Here is a 14,331-nt window from a genome sequence, read left to right on the forward strand (position 1 = left end):
TAAAAACAATCGTGCTGTTTGAATACGGATACATATTCTATATAAATTACACTTGATAGTTTGACATGGTAGCGTGGTTGGAAGGAGGAGATTCGGAAAAAAGGAGAGGTTGGATGCGCCCTGCGCTCCAGCAGAAGAAAGACAAACGTGTCTTTTTCCAACCGCTCCCGCCCACCGTCCTTCCTTCTTTTCTTACCTTTCACCACAAGAATTTGTCGATGTATCAAATCAGATATATATACATTCGTATTCAACGGCACCTTCTACTATTATCAAAAATGTATACAAGGGGGATTTGCATGCAGCAACAGCAGGAGCTTCAGAAACATTTGAAAATGCGCCACATGACTATGATCGCGCTTGGCGGGATGATTGGCGCAGGTCTCTTTGTCGGAAGCGGAGCCGTTATTAATGCGACGGGTCCTGCCGCTGTCTTTACGTATGCGCTAGCAGGGCTTCTCGTTATTCTTGTCGTTCGTATGCTAGCTGAGATGACGACGGCGTATCCGAATGCAGGCTCATTTTCAGAGCACGTTCGCATTGGCCTCGGGAACTGGGCCGGGTTTTCCATCGGCTGGTTATATTGGTATTACTGGGTTGCTGTAGTGGCCATTGAAGCGGTTGCGGGTGCCGGGATTATTCAGTATTGGTTGCCTCATGTTCCATTATGGATACTAAGCTTAACGTTGATGTTCTTGTTGACGCTGACCAATCTTTTCTCGGTACGTTCATTCGGTGAGTTTGAATATTGGTTCTCCTCCATCAAAGTTGCGGCTATTATTGTATTTTTATTTCTCGGTTCTTTATACATTTTAGGAATGTGGCCGGGAACAACACTCAACTTCAGCAATCTGACAGAGCAGGGTGGTTTTGCTCCTCATGGTATTAAGGCTATTTTCCAGGGGATCGTTATTGTTATGTTCTCGTTTGTTGGCTCTGAAGTTGTTACGATTGCGGCGGCGGAATCAGCCGAACCAAAAGAAGCGGTTGCCAAAGCTACGCGTTCCGTTATCTGGCGGATTTTGATTTTCTTTGTTGGCTCTGTGTTTATTGTTGTATGTATTATGCCTTGGAATGATACGAAGATTCTTGGAAGTCCTTACGTTACAGTACTTGAAAAGTTGAACATCTCGGGTGCGGCTCAGATTATGAATATCGTCGTTCTTGTTGCCGTGCTTTCCTGTCTCAATTCCGGGCTGTATTCTGCATCACGCATGCTGTTCGGATTGGCGAAAAAGGGAGATGCGCCACAATGGTTCCTGACTCTGACTAATAAAGGCGTACCAGCGCGTGCCATTGTTGCTGGAACGATGATTGGATATGCGTCCGTTGTTATGGCTTATTTCTCACCGGACACGGTATATCAATTTCTCGTAAATTCGACAGGTGCGGTTGCGCTTTTTGTATATTTGCTTATTGCTATTGCACAATTGCGGTTGAGAGCGCGTCTGGAAAAAGAAAATCCGCAGCTGTTGCAACTACGGATGTGGGCGTATCCTTATTTAACATACGTAACGATAGCCGGAATCCTCGGTATCTTCGTATTAATCGGGATGGCGCCGGATATGCGTTCCCAATTATATATGAGCCTCGTATGTATCATTATTGTATTTGCCGCCTATTTTTTTCGCGCACGGAAGGTATCTGCTGAAGCGACTGTAGAGAAACAGACAGATTCGCTAGGAGCATAAGTATATTGTGATAAGTAGCACTTTTCAGAAAAAAGGTGGAGAGCTATTTGGAATGAATGGCGATGTTTCGCCATTCGTTCTTTTGATTTTGCAACGAGAAACTGGGGGATCGATATGAACGTTCAAATAGAAAAACAAATAGATTCCGCGGCTATGATTGATGCTGCTTCCGGTATGGTCGACACATGGGTTCATGAAGCGAAGGAATATGCCCGTACAGGAAAATGCGCTACGTATATTCCTGCACTCGCTGAAGCAAACCCTTTTCATCTAGGGATTTGTATTGTTGGCGAGCATGGAGAAAAGCAAATGGCCGGGGAATGGAACGTTCCGTTTACAATGCAAAGTATATCGAAGACGATAAGCTTTGTAGCTGCATGTATGAGCCGGGGAATTGACGATGTTATGCAGAGGGTGGACTTGGAACCGACAGGGGATGCATTTAACTCGATCATGCGCCTGGAGTCGCACAAACCGGGAAAACCTTTCAATCCGATGATTAACGCAGGAGCCATTACGACGACTTCACTGCTTCCTGGTAGCGGAGCGGATGAGAAATTGGCTGGTATTCTGGATGTATTGGAAGAGATTTTGGATAAACGCTTGGTCATAAATGAAGACGTATTTCTTTCGGAATGGAGAACCGCTTCGCTAAACCGTGCGCTTGCTTATTATTTAGAAGAGAAAGGATTCCTCAGTTCTTCCGTAAAGGAAACCTTGGAAGCGTATTGCAGGCAATGCTCTATTGAGGTGACAAGCGAAGATTTAGCCATCATCGGACTTGTGCTGGCACATGACGGATTTCATCCTTTCAAGAATAGACAGGTTTTTCCTAGGGACATCTGCAAAATTACAAAGGCGCTCATGTTAACATGCGGGATGTATAATACGTCTGGCAAGTTTGCTGCATTTATAGGAGTACCCGCAAAAAGCGGTGTATCAGGAGGGATTATGGCCTGTGTACCTTCACGGGGCAAACAGACGCCTTTTCTGGGCTCAGGAAGCTATGGAATTGGCATCTACGGTCCGTCTATCGACGAATATGGAAACAGTGTAGCCGGAGTCCATCTATTGAAACGCCTTGCCAGTGAATACGATTTTACAGTCTTCTAATAGGACAGAATATAGGGGGAGAAATGGAAACGAAAAAGAACGCACAAACCGGAGGCGACAAAATAGATCGGGAACAGACGATGATAGGAGCGATGGAACACGGCCTTTCGGAAGAGACGGCAAAAAATCTCGTTTTCCAGACAATGCTTGGGGCGGCCGAGATGTTGGAGAAGTCGGGTAAAACTCCTGAGGAACTGCGACGGAACATTATGAGCCCTGGAGGAACTACAGAGGCCGCGATCTCCGTCCTAGAGCAGTATGGATATAAAGATACTATTGTTCAAGCTATCATACAATCTTCGCCCCTTTTCACTGAAGAATCGATATAACGAACCGAACCCTTCCAGGTAGACACTTGTTTACTTTGGAAGGGTTCTTTTCTCATCCGCGCGACCGAGTTCAAATCATTTCTTTTACTGTATAATACATAGCGTAAAACATATATACAGTGGGAGAGAGAGATGAAACGAATAAAGAGATGGATAGGGATGCTGTTTATACTGACAGGAATTTTATTTATCGGAGTGTTTCTTATTGCTATAGTCAATCAGGATACGTCTCCGCCGTCTAACATAAATAAATACGAGAAAGTAAAGCGATATGAGCCTGTACTAAGAGCAGAGTTACGCAAGTATCAGTTAGAGAAATATACGCATGTTCTGCTCGCCTTGATGTATCAGGAAAGCAGGGGAGAAGGGGGCGATCCGATGCAGGCATCGGAGTCGGCTGGCCTTCCTCCCAATACAATTGACGACCCTAAGCGTAGTATTCAGCAGGGGGTCCGCCATTTTAATGATGTGCTAACCTATGGCAAGGAGAAGAATGTTGATTTTCCTACTATTATTCAGGCTTATAATATGGGAAAAGGATACATTACGTTCGTGGCAGAGCATGGGAAAAAGCACAATGAAGAGCTGGCTAAACAGTTCTCTTCCATTCAGGTAAAGAAACAACCGACCGTTTACAATTGTGGAGGCGATGAGAATAACTTTCGCTATCCGTACTGCTATGGGGATTTTTCATACACGTCAAAAGTTCTGGCAAAGGTTGATTATATGAAGGAAGCAGATAAATAATACTGGGAGCGATTTTTCAACGGTAGTTAAAATAGTTCTTTATGCATAAAATGAAAGGGTTGTTCATCGCCTTTTCATTTTTTTTATATTTGTCCAAAAGTTTTCAAGGAAAATTTGGACAAATGATTGCAATTGAACATGCATTTGGTTATAGTTCAAAGAAAACGGACAAGTCTTTTCTCCTAAAAAAGAGAGGTACCATATGCTTATGTTCAATGCCAGCAGCATTCGTGCAGTTACGTTATTAAATCGTCTGCTCAGCAAGCTGCAGTATAAAGGGGCGCTTGAACCGCTGATTGGTGAGATTATTAACGAACTGAAGGAATCCTTACGGGAAGTGTCCGAGTTGAAATGGGCGCTTGACGTCTCTACCATCGTAGCGGTGACAGATTTGAAAGGCAGGATTTTGTATGCGAATGATAAATTCTGCGAGATTTCGGGTTATGATAGGAATGAGCTTCTAGGTCAAAGTCACTATATCCTTAATTCGGGGTACCACGATAAATCGTTTTTTCGGCATATGTGGAAAACGATTTCACAAGGAGACGTGTGGAACGGAGAGATACGGAACAGGGCGAAGGACGGTTCTATCTATTGGGTAAATACAACCATTGTACCTTTAATGGACGACCAGGGTAAGCCTGTACAGTACATTTCGTTCCGAAATGATATTACCAAAGGAAAAGAAGCAGAAGAGAGGCTGCGCCAAGCCCTAAAGAATGACTTTATTCGTACGGTTAATGCATTGCATAATTTCGTTTTCAAAGTTAATCGGAGAAAAGACGGTTCATTCGTATATGTTTTATTTGAAGGAAAATTAGCTAAGCAGCTTGGACTTACGACGGACAAGACATATGGTAAGACAGCAACAGAGGTATTTCCCCCGGAGACTGCGGAAATTCTAATAAGCAATTATGAGCGTGCCTTTCAGGGAGAGAAAATGACATACAGTTACCGATTTAAAGGTAGGGACTTTCAGACCTCGTTATCCCCGATTATTGAAGAAGGCCGAATTATTGAGATTATTGGCTCTACTAGCGAAATTACCGAATTAAAAAGAGCGGAAGAAACGATTCGAAAGATGGCGTACCTTGATCCGCTGACCAATCTGGCGAATCGACGAATGTTTACAGAGGATTTATCGGAAGCGCTTCACGAAGCAGAAGCTTCTTCACATGAAGTTGCTGTGATGTTCCTTGATCTGGATCGCTTTAAGCAAATCAATGATACATTAGGACACACGGTAGGTGATTTATTGCTTCAGGCAGTGGCGGACAGGTTGCGCATACAAAGCAAGGAGAATTGCCGGATTTATAGGTTAGGCGGTGACGAGTTCGTCGTATTGCTACCTCATATTGGAGATGAGACAGATGCCGAACGCATAGCGGAGCATATTCTAGATTTATTCCATACGCCTTTTAAACTCGGCCATTACGAATTGTTTGCGACATGTAGTATAGGTATCAGTACGTATCCGTTTGCGGGAGAGGACATTGAATCGTTGATGAAAAATGCGGATACGGCAATGTATTCAGCTAAAAGTAGTGGACGTAATGCATATCGGCTTTATACACCTGAGATGAATGAAGAATATGATGAACATCTACAAATTGAGGTACATCTGCGCAAAGCGATAGAGAGGAACGAACTTCAGCTGTATTATCAACCGAAAGTCGATACGAGCAGTGGACAGTTAAAAGGGATGGAGGCACTGCTGCGCTGGGTCCATCCGGAACTTGGTTTTGTATCCCCTGCTAAATTCATCCCTATTGCTGAAGATACGGGACTTATCATCGCAATCGGGGAATGGGTGTTGCGCACGGCGTGTAAACAGAACAAACAATGGATCGAGACTGGTTATATGCCGTTGCCTGTAAGTGTAAACGTTTCTGCCTTGCAGTTCCAGCAGCCTACTTTTGTGGACAAGGTCCGCTCCGTCCTGAGAGAGACAGGGCTTGATCCTTGCTATCTTGAGCTTGAGATTACCGAGAACAGCATGATTAATGATGTAGAAGAGAATATTGCAACTTTACTGCGTCTTCGTGAGATGGGAGTATACATTTCCATCGACGATTTCGGTACCGGTTATTCGTCGCTAAGCTATCTGAAGAGGTTCCCGATTCACGCGCTAAAAATTGATCAATCATTTGTGCGGGACGTAGTGGCCGATAAGGATAATGCGGCTATTGTAAAGGCGGTTATTGATATGGCCCATCACTTAAAGCTGAAATTGGTAGCAGAGGGCGTGGAGGATGAAGCAACACTCTCGTTCCTGCAGTCTGAGCGGTGTGATGAGGTACAGGGGTATTTCTTCAGCCGTCCAGTTCCAGCAGAAGAATTCGAACGAATTCTGTCAGGGGAAAAAACGATGATAAAGTAGAGCCAGGGAACGGATAGTCCCTGGCTTTGTGTTTTAGTTCGTAAGGATAGTAGCAAGGCTCACGAATCTTGCTTATTTGTATTCTATTTCACCGTGCTTCATGTCTACCAGATTGCCCCGTGACAGGGACATCATTAGAATGGCGATCATTTCATGCATAATGATCGTATGGTGGTTTTCGGATTGTTGCATATAGGTACGCAGGCGTTCGCGAACTTCCGACACACCTGTTACTTCGATGATAATGTCCACTTCGCTTCCTTTTTGTACAAGTTCCATGAAATCGGTTGTAGTTGCAATGCCTTTCTCTGTAGCCAGCATCATGCCTGGAGCATCCTCGTCCAAGTCTGCTACACCTAGTATCTCGACAAAAGGCGCTTCTGCTAATTGACGCAGTAGTGGAGTGCCAGTTTCGCCGCCACCAATGACCACAACACTGATTTTTCCTTCTTTCATCTTTGCTTTCCTCCCGGGTACATCGTTATATATTCTTTACATTTTCATATTATATATCCATAGTTTACCATTAACAATTGTACATTTTGACACATATAAGAAAAATGAGTGTTCATTCATTTTCTTTTAGCTAGATTTGAGTTAAAATTGTAAGTATTCAATCAATAGGGGAGTGAAGAGTATGGAAGGAAAAGTTGCAATTGTAACCGGCGGCTCAAGCGGTATGGGGAAGGCTATGGCCAAGAAGTTCGCGGAAAAAGGCGCAAAAGTAGTTATTACGGGACGCACAATAGAAAATCTGGAGCAGACGAAACAAGAAATTCAGCAGCAAGAGGGCCAAGTGCTGTGCGTGCAGATGGATGTGCGTAATCCGGAAGATGCCAAGCGAATGGTTGAAGAGACGAAGCGGGCGTTCGGTGGAGTGGATTACCTCGTGAACAACGCGGCAGGCAATTTTATTTGCCCAGCCGAAGAGATGTCGGTCAATGCATGGAATGCTGTTATTAATATTGTACTGAATGGGACGTGGTACTGCTCACAGGCAGTAGGCAAGGAATGGATTGCTGAAGGACGGAAGGGAAGCATCCTCAATATGCTGGCGACATATGCATGGTTGGCCGGCCAGGGAGTTATTCACTCTGCTTCAGCGAAAGCGGGCGTATTGGCAATGACGCGTACGCTGGCGGTGGAGTGGGGCAAAAAGTATGGTATTCGCGTTAACGCGATTGCACCGGGGCCGATTGATAATACAGGCGGTGCCACCCGTCTGTGGGAATCGGAAGAAGCGGCTCGGATGACATTAGAAAGTGTCCCACTCGGACGTTTGGGACAACCGGAAGAAATCGCGAATCTTGCCTATTTCCTACTATCACCTGAAGCGGAGTATATAAACGGTGAATGTGTGACAATGGACGGTGGACAGTGGTTGAATCGTCAACCGTTCTAAGTAAGAAAAACTTGCGGACGTCTTCGCTCATCCTTTCTTACTCATTGAAACAGACCAGCCTTTACAGTAAACACGGGCTGGTTTTTTCTTTTACATTAGGAGAGAAGGTGGAATTTGTGGTAATCTGTTAATAAGTTTCAAGAAAGCCAAAAAGTAAAGAGGGAAGATGGAATGTCAGGAGAAGCAAAACATGTTGCCGGAATTTCGCTTGGTGTAATGGCGACCGGATTTGTCGCTACGTTGCCGTTTCCGGATGTAGCAGTAGCAAAATTCCTGCAGGGCGGCTTCGAGGCCGGTCTGGTGGGTGGACTGGCGGATTGGTTCGCGGTAACCGCGCTATTTCGCCATCCGATGGGGATTCCAATTCCCCATACGGCGCTTTTGCCTAAGAACCGTAAACGGATTACAGATGCGCTCGTTCATACATTAGAGAACGATTGGCTTAACAAAGAGAGCATTGAAGAAAAGATTAAGCAGATACGCATCACCGAAAAAGTACTAACCCTGTTGGAAAAAGAGGTGGAATCGCCTCAGGTTCGCAGCGCTCTAGTATCGATAAGTGAGCAGGTGGTACAGCAGATTGATATCGAACCGGTGTTGCCAGTGATTGAGAGCAAACTTAAAGAGTATATAAAAAGCATAAATACCGCAGGTCTGCTGCACGGATTTATTGACAAAGCATTGGGTGAACAGTACGAAGAGAAGGCATTTGACTTCCTTCTGGGCAAGGTGAGCGATTGGGCGGTCCGCAGCGATACGCGTCATAAGCTGGGAAGCATGGCCCTTCAAGCCTTGGAAAACATTGAATTGGACGGATTTATGCAGTTTGCGCTTAAATCGTTTGCCGGAATGCTCAACGAAGATAAACTGGGCGGTGTTCTGCAAACATTGCTGCTACGGGGAAGCGATGACTTGCGTCGTCCTGAAAATAAAAACCGTCAGGTATTCCTTGCATATGTACGCCGGGAAATTGAGGAAGCTCGGGAGAGTGAAGGCTTGCTCGCGACGTTTGAGAAATGGAAATACAATCTTGCAGAAGAAGTCCAACTGCATGAACGCTTGTCTGATATTGCCGAAGATTTGCGGAAGCAGGCGCTTGAGTTTATCCGCAATGATGCGTATTTAGATGATTTTGCTCTGCCTTTTCTTCGTCGCCTTATACAGAAGGTACGTGCAAACGAAGAGATGATGGTAAGATTTGAAGCTTGGTTACAACGACAAATCGCCGTATTGGTAGAGCAGAACCATTCGAAAATCGGCAAGCTTGTTCGGGAGAATCTGGACAAGCTGGATAATGAGACGCTTATTGAGATGATGGAAGACAAAATCGGCAAAGATATTCAATGGATTCGAGTAAATGGAGCTGTATGCGGTTTTTTAATTGGACTTGTTCTCGTTACGATAAAATCTTTCATCCTGTAAGAACATGTAGCCTCTGATCAAAGAGGCTGCTTTTTAATGATTAGGAATATTTGGAAATAGGAGGTCGGGTCGTGCCCAGCAAAGCAATTACCCTCATAATGTTAGTCGCGGCCACGATGCTATTCGGCGAATTGAAATTTCAGCCGTTTGAAAGCGATTTTCGTATTAGCTTCGGGATTGGTGCTTTTTTTTTCTTTTTGATGTGGCTTCGGGATGTACCGATTATACTGGCTTCGCTATTGACCGGGAGCGCGGTTGTTCTGTTTCGTATCTGGCTTGATTATGTAACGGGGGAAGAAGTTTTCAGGTTTTATCAAAGTACTTTAAGTCATGTACCGTCGCTGGCGTTCTACCTTTTCTTCGGCTTGGTCATCTGGTTGGGAAGAGCCGGGCGCTATGTGAATGCGCCGCTTAAGCTGGGGTTGCTCGGTGCCATTGCCGATTTTTCCGCTAATATAGCTGAGCTCTTAGTACGTAAAAGTCTAGCTTCCCAGGGTGTTTATTTCGTATTTCTTCCACATGAAGAGTATCTATTGCTGATTCTGGCGTTTGTGCGCAGCTTTTTTATCGTAGGTTTTTTGAATATTATTCAAATGCGCCATCTGCGAGAGATTAGCCGGGAGCAGCAACTTCGTTTTGAGAAAATGGTGATGATTAGCAGTGACCTGCACGTCGAGGCTCTTTATTTAAAAAAGGTGATGGGGCATATCGAGCAGGCAACGCGTAATGGCTATAATCTATACCGGGAACTAAGGACAAGAGAGGATGGAGGGGAGGTGCCTGCACTAGACCCACCGCTTTCCCGTCGTGCACTCAGTATAGCGGAAGAAGTACATGAGATTAAGAAGGATTCGCAGCGCATTTTGAGCGGCGTTAGCAAGATTATCCAGCAGGAGCGCGTCGTTCAGGAATTGACCATCGAGGAGATCGTGCAACTTGTATTGAATGCCAATCAGAAGTATGCGCGCATGCTGAAAAAAGATATTGAATTTGTAAGTGACTTACAAACTTCGCCTGCTACCCGTCATGTGTATTCGTTGCTTTCTGTGCTGAACAATCTGCTCTCCAATGCGGTAGAAGCAATTGAAGATTCCGGTACTGTATGGCTTCGCGTATACGAACATCAAGGGGAAATATTTTTTCTCGTAAGCGATACAGGAAGTGGCATTACGTCAGGTGATGAGATGTTTATTTTTATTCCTGGCTATACGACCAAGTATGATGAACAGGGTAACGCATCTACTGGCATTGGATTGCCGCACGCTCGAAATGTGATAGAGGAGCTTGGTGGAACGCTTGAAATTAGGCAGGGGGAAATGCCTGAGAAAACCGTATTTGAAGTTCGGATTCCGATACATAGACTATAAGGGGATGGAAATGTGAGATTTCGCTTTTTTATTATCGATGATGACCCGTCCTCCCGCAAAATGCTGAACAACGCCATTGAGCATGAAGATTTGGGCGATGTGGTAGGCGAAGCGGAGGATGGATTAGGAGCAGAAGCAAGCATTATTCTGAAGAAGTGTGACATCGTTCTAATCGACTTGTTGATGCCAAAACAGGATGGCATCGAGACAATTACCCGCCTGCAGGAGATGGGCTATGAAGGCAAATTCATTATGATCTCGCAGGTTGAGCATAAAGAGATGGTGGCGGAAGCGTACAGTAAAGGCGTAGAGTATTTCATCCATAAACCGATTAATCGGATTGAAGTGATTTCCGTCATCAAAAAAGTAATGGAACATATTCGATTGGAACGTTCACTCGAAGGTATCCGCCATACGCTTTCGTTGTTTGACACGTTGCCGAAGGAGCCTCCGGAAGTGCGAACCGCTCCGTTTCTTCGTAGTGTATTGGCGGATTTTGGGATTTTGGGAGAGACGGGGAGCCAGGATTTAATTCAGCTAATTGAATATTTGCTAAAGAGGTACAAGAATGAACGGGTACGTGAATTTCCAGCATTAAAGGATATTTTTACTGATTATGTGACATACAGCAATGTTGAGGATGTTCAGCGGGAAGTAAAAGCAATGGAGCAGCGGATTCGTCGTACGGTGGCGCGTGCATTGCAGAATCTTGCTTCGCTTGGGCTTGAAGATTACGGCAATCCGAAGTTTGAGATGTACGCTTCTAAGTATTTTGACTTTGCAGACGTTCGCCAAAAAATGCGGGAAATTGAACAGAACGAGGAAGTATCCCGTGTGCGACTCAATGTGAAAAAATTTATTTTTACGCTGTATATCGAGACGAAAGAACATACCTGATAGAGAAAGACGGAACAGAGAATAAGGGAGATGGGATAGTGGGGGCAAGATGGACAGGCTCGTGGAAAATATGGCTTGGTACGGGGCTTCTACTATTCGGATTTGCGTTGCCTTTCATAGTGAAGCCGGAATATACCGGGGTACTGCGCATGATTCAAATCCTGCAGGTACGTCCGACCGGTAACTTGTTTATGGTAGTGGTACTGCTTCTTATGGTGTGGAATGTCATTTACTCACTGCCACATTATATCGGCGCTTTTCTATTAGGGGATGAGTGGGATAGAAGAACAGGGAAGGCATGGGTGAAGGTCGTTCTTCCATTATTATTGATTCCTGTAATAACGTATATAGAGTATGTGTACAATCCATTAAAATTTCCGTTCGGGTTGCCGGGAGTTTTGCTTCTTCTCTCCATGTTTGTGTTGCAACGAGCGACACATAACCAGTTGGAGTCCCGTATGAAAACACTCCTGCTGGTGCAGCTTCTCCTTGGATTTCAATGGTTGGAAGTTATCCCGTTTATTCCTAACCTCAGTTTTGGAGAGAACCAGATTCTCAACAAGATGAAAGAAATGTCATTTACATTAGGGTTCGATCAGGCGCTTGGCATGTACAGCTTGATGATGTGCTTTATTCTTATTCTGAATGCGGTCATCGTCTCTATTTTCCTGACGATGTCAGCGCAGAAATGGAATGATCGTAAGAAGCTCCATCTGGCCCAATTGGAGGCGATTCACTCCCGCTCAGGTCGTGAAGTGCTTCATCTTGTGCATGATTTAAAGACACCGCTTACATCTGTGGAAGGCCTTATTTCCTTAATTGAGATGCGGGTAGAAGATGAGAAGCTACGGGAGTATTGCCGTATGAGCTCACAATCAATTGCGTCGATGAGCGAGATGATTTCTGAGATGTTGTATGAAGATAGGAAAGGCTGGGTAAAGCTTGCGGATGTGATGAACTATGTCCATGCAAGTAGATTGAGCGGTACAGGCTCCTGTGTTGATATTGCGCTCTCTGAACATAGTGAGGTGTGGATATGGATTAACAAAATTCATATGACCCGTGCACTGGTAAACTTGATTGATAATGCGCTAGACGCGGTGAAGGACAAAGAAGACGGAAGAGTGACACTATGTGCGGAAGTAGAAGCGGATGAGATCAAGCTCGGCGTGTCGGACAACGGGGCCGGTATCGCCCTGGAAGATCAGGAGAAAATCTGGGAGGCAGGCTACAGTACGAAGCGTCATCCGGGGCTGGGTCTCTCATTCGTCCTTCAGGTGGCAGATAGCCACGACGGATTTGTCTCGGTACATAGCAAGATTGGAGAAGGAACGACTGTATGGATTCATCTGCGGGGAGGGGAGACTCATCGTGAAAATCTTAATTATGGATGATGATGCTGCGGTTCGATTCATGCTGCGCGAGATTTGCGAGAGCGCGGGCTGGAACATTGTACTTGGCAGCAATGGCAGGGAAGGCGTGGATTTGTTCCGTACTGAACAGGCGGACGTCGTGCTTGTAGATTATCATATGCCAGAGATGGACGGGCTACGTGCCGTTCAAGAAATCCGCAAGCTGGATGGGCGTGTGCCCATCCTGGTCTTGACGGTTGACGAACGACAGGAAATCGCAGACCGTTTCCTTGATGCAGGAGCGACTGATTTTGCCATTAAGCCGGTGCGGGCGCCGGATTTAATCTCCCGCATCCAGTTGCACCTTCGTCTTTCTATGCTGACCAAGGAGAATGATAGGGCCGAAGAGAAAAATGAGCAGGAATTAGAGGCGCCGAAGGGCATCGGAGCGACTACATTGAACCATATTGCGGGATTTTTGCGCGACCAGCGTGAGCCGTGTACGATCGATGAAATTACGAAGGATGTCGGATTGGCGTATCCGACCGTCTATCGGTCGCTTGTATATATGATGCAGCAAGGAAAAGTACGAACAATCATTAGTTATCAGAAGGTGGGTCGTCCGAAAAATAAATACGAATGGCGTAGCGAGTAGCCCAGGCAGCCGTCTATTTTTTTCACTCCTTCTTTTCATCTGCATATATTAATGGTGATGGACAAGAGGATATGGAGGTGGGTTTTTCGCAATGAGTAAAGGGCAAGAAAACGATTTTTCCAATCTATCAAAGTCGTTGGCGGACTTGATGGTTAGTGATGTGTTTGAAAGGAACAAGGTCGTGATTCGAAAAGATATTCCGGAAGAACAGAAACAAAAGATTAGAAAACTCGTCCAAGACTTGCAGGAGCAAGTAGACGCTTTTCTTCAGGCAGAAAAAAAGGAAAAGAAATAATAAGCTTTACTTTTATTCGAGTTCATTGTCATAATTGCCTCTGCAACAAGGGAGACTTTTTCAAGAATATGCGGATGTGTATGGACGCTTGTCTACACCAATCCTTCTTCACCCTCATATCTTGTAGTATATTCGAATGAAGGAGGAACCCGGTTTGAAAAGAAGAGCGTATCGTTACGATGATTGTGACAGTTATAGCTGTAATGAAGATAAGAAATCATCGGATCGCAAATTCAGCGCACTAGATCCGAATTGCTGCCATCCGATGGATGACGACACAGTAGAGCAGGAGGCAACCCAAGTAGAGAGCACTGTACAAAAATCCAATGAATGGATTCTTGTTAAGGATTCCTGCGATGTAACGGTCGAGACAACGGATACAAAAGCGGCGGTTAATCTTCAAGCAGCATTACAGTTTGCGATTGCGGCGGTTATTGACATCTCGGTGTTGAGTAGCGACAAGGATGTAAGAGTTTCTCAAGAATTGTTGCAAAAAATCCATGTAAAGCAAGTGAACAATCAAAAGACCGTTATCGAAAACTCCAGAGGCGTTAAAGTAAGGACGACAGATATTGACCTGTCGATTAACATTCAACTGCTGGCACAAATTCTGGCTGCCCTAGTAGCTAAGATCGATATTGGTTAAGTGATAGAATGGAAGGCTTTTTCTTTAGGAATTCC

At 45.0% G+C, this 14,331-nt stretch carries 15 protein-coding genes; 13 read left to right on the forward strand and 2 right to left on the reverse strand.

The genetic code is table 11. The features are described 5' to 3' along the window. Positions 1–46: 46 nt before the first annotated feature. Positions 47–175: a hypothetical protein gene (locus AF333_RS36715; protein ID WP_268753609.1), complete on the reverse strand. Its 129-nt coding sequence runs from the start codon at positions 173–175 to the stop codon at positions 47–49. Between the two features lie 124 nt (positions 176–299). On the opposite strand from AF333_RS36715, the gene AF333_RS07780 reads away from it, so the two are divergent. The 5 genes from AF333_RS07780 (at position 300) to AF333_RS07800 (ending at position 6,260) form a co-directional block, all read left to right on the forward strand. Next, complete coding sequence (locus AF333_RS07780) at positions 300–1,691, forward strand: amino acid permease (protein ID WP_043065588.1); 1,392 nt, start codon at positions 300–302, stop codon at positions 1,689–1,691. A gap of 114 nt (positions 1,692–1,805) precedes the next feature. After that, positions 1,806–2,804, forward strand: coding sequence for a glutaminase (locus AF333_RS07785; protein WP_043065589.1), 999 nt, complete (start codon positions 1,806–1,808; stop codon positions 2,802–2,804). A gap of 23 nt (positions 2,805–2,827) precedes the next feature. Further along, complete coding sequence (locus AF333_RS07790) at positions 2,828–3,133, forward strand: pyrroline-5-carboxylate reductase family protein (RefSeq protein ID WP_043065590.1); 306 nt, start codon at positions 2,828–2,830, stop codon at positions 3,131–3,133. Positions 3,134–3,265: 132 nt separating this feature from the next. Beyond that, the gene (locus AF333_RS07795) at positions 3,266–3,880 is read left to right on the forward strand and encodes a lysozyme family protein (RefSeq protein WP_080787698.1); all 615 of its coding nucleotides are present in this window, start codon (positions 3,266–3,268) and stop codon (positions 3,878–3,880) included. 202 nt (positions 3,881–4,082) lie between these two features. Then, positions 4,083–6,260 (forward strand): sensor domain-containing protein, encoded by a 2,178-nt coding sequence (locus tag AF333_RS07800; RefSeq protein ID WP_052812002.1) that lies wholly within the window; start codon positions 4,083–4,085, stop codon positions 6,258–6,260. 72 nt (positions 6,261–6,332) lie between these two features. Here the strand turns inward: AF333_RS07800 and AF333_RS07805 are convergent, their stop codons facing one another. After that, entirely contained in the window at positions 6,333–6,716 is a 384-nt protein-coding gene (locus tag AF333_RS07805; protein WP_043065592.1) for an oxidoreductase, read from the reverse strand. Positions 6,717–6,897: 181 nt separating this feature from the next. On the opposite strand from AF333_RS07805, the gene fadH reads away from it, so the two are divergent. The 8 genes from fadH (at position 6,898) to AF333_RS07845 (ending at position 14,296) form a co-directional block, all read left to right on the forward strand. After that, on the forward strand, positions 6,898–7,662 hold the full coding sequence (gene fadH / locus AF333_RS07810) for a 2,4-dienoyl-CoA reductase (RefSeq protein ID WP_043065593.1): 765 nt from the start codon (positions 6,898–6,900) through the stop codon (positions 7,660–7,662). A gap of 171 nt (positions 7,663–7,833) precedes the next feature. Next, positions 7,834–9,084, forward strand: coding sequence for a DUF445 domain-containing protein (locus AF333_RS07815; protein ID WP_043065594.1), 1,251 nt, complete (start codon positions 7,834–7,836; stop codon positions 9,082–9,084). Positions 9,085–9,155: 71 nt separating this feature from the next. Continuing rightward, entirely contained in the window at positions 9,156–10,451 is a 1,296-nt protein-coding gene (locus tag AF333_RS07820) for an ATP-binding protein (protein ID WP_080787699.1), read from the forward strand. 12 nt (positions 10,452–10,463) lie between these two features. After that, positions 10,464–11,348 (forward strand): response regulator, encoded by an 885-nt coding sequence (locus tag AF333_RS07825; protein ID WP_074714951.1) that lies wholly within the window; start codon positions 10,464–10,466, stop codon positions 11,346–11,348. 38 nt (positions 11,349–11,386) lie between these two features. Next, entirely contained in the window at positions 11,387–12,742 is a 1,356-nt protein-coding gene (locus AF333_RS07830; RefSeq protein WP_043065595.1) for a sensor histidine kinase, read from the forward strand. Beyond that, entirely contained in the window at positions 12,720–13,355 is a 636-nt protein-coding gene (locus tag AF333_RS07835; RefSeq protein WP_043065596.1) for a response regulator, read from the forward strand. Before AF333_RS07830 ends, AF333_RS07835 begins: the two co-directional genes overlap by 23 nt. A 91-nt stretch (positions 13,356–13,446) precedes the next feature. Then, on the forward strand, positions 13,447–13,650 hold the full coding sequence (locus AF333_RS07840; protein ID WP_043065597.1) for a hypothetical protein: 204 nt from the start codon (positions 13,447–13,449) through the stop codon (positions 13,648–13,650). A 154-nt stretch (positions 13,651–13,804) separates the two neighbouring features. Next, on the forward strand, positions 13,805–14,296 hold the full coding sequence (locus AF333_RS07845; protein WP_235355967.1) for a spore coat protein: 492 nt from the start codon (positions 13,805–13,807) through the stop codon (positions 14,294–14,296). The last annotated feature ends 35 nt before the right edge of the window (positions 14,297–14,331 follow it).

This window comes from Aneurinibacillus migulanus, from assembly GCF_001274715.1.
Classification (GTDB): domain Bacteria; phylum Bacillota; class Bacilli; order Aneurinibacillales; family Aneurinibacillaceae; genus Aneurinibacillus; species Aneurinibacillus migulanus.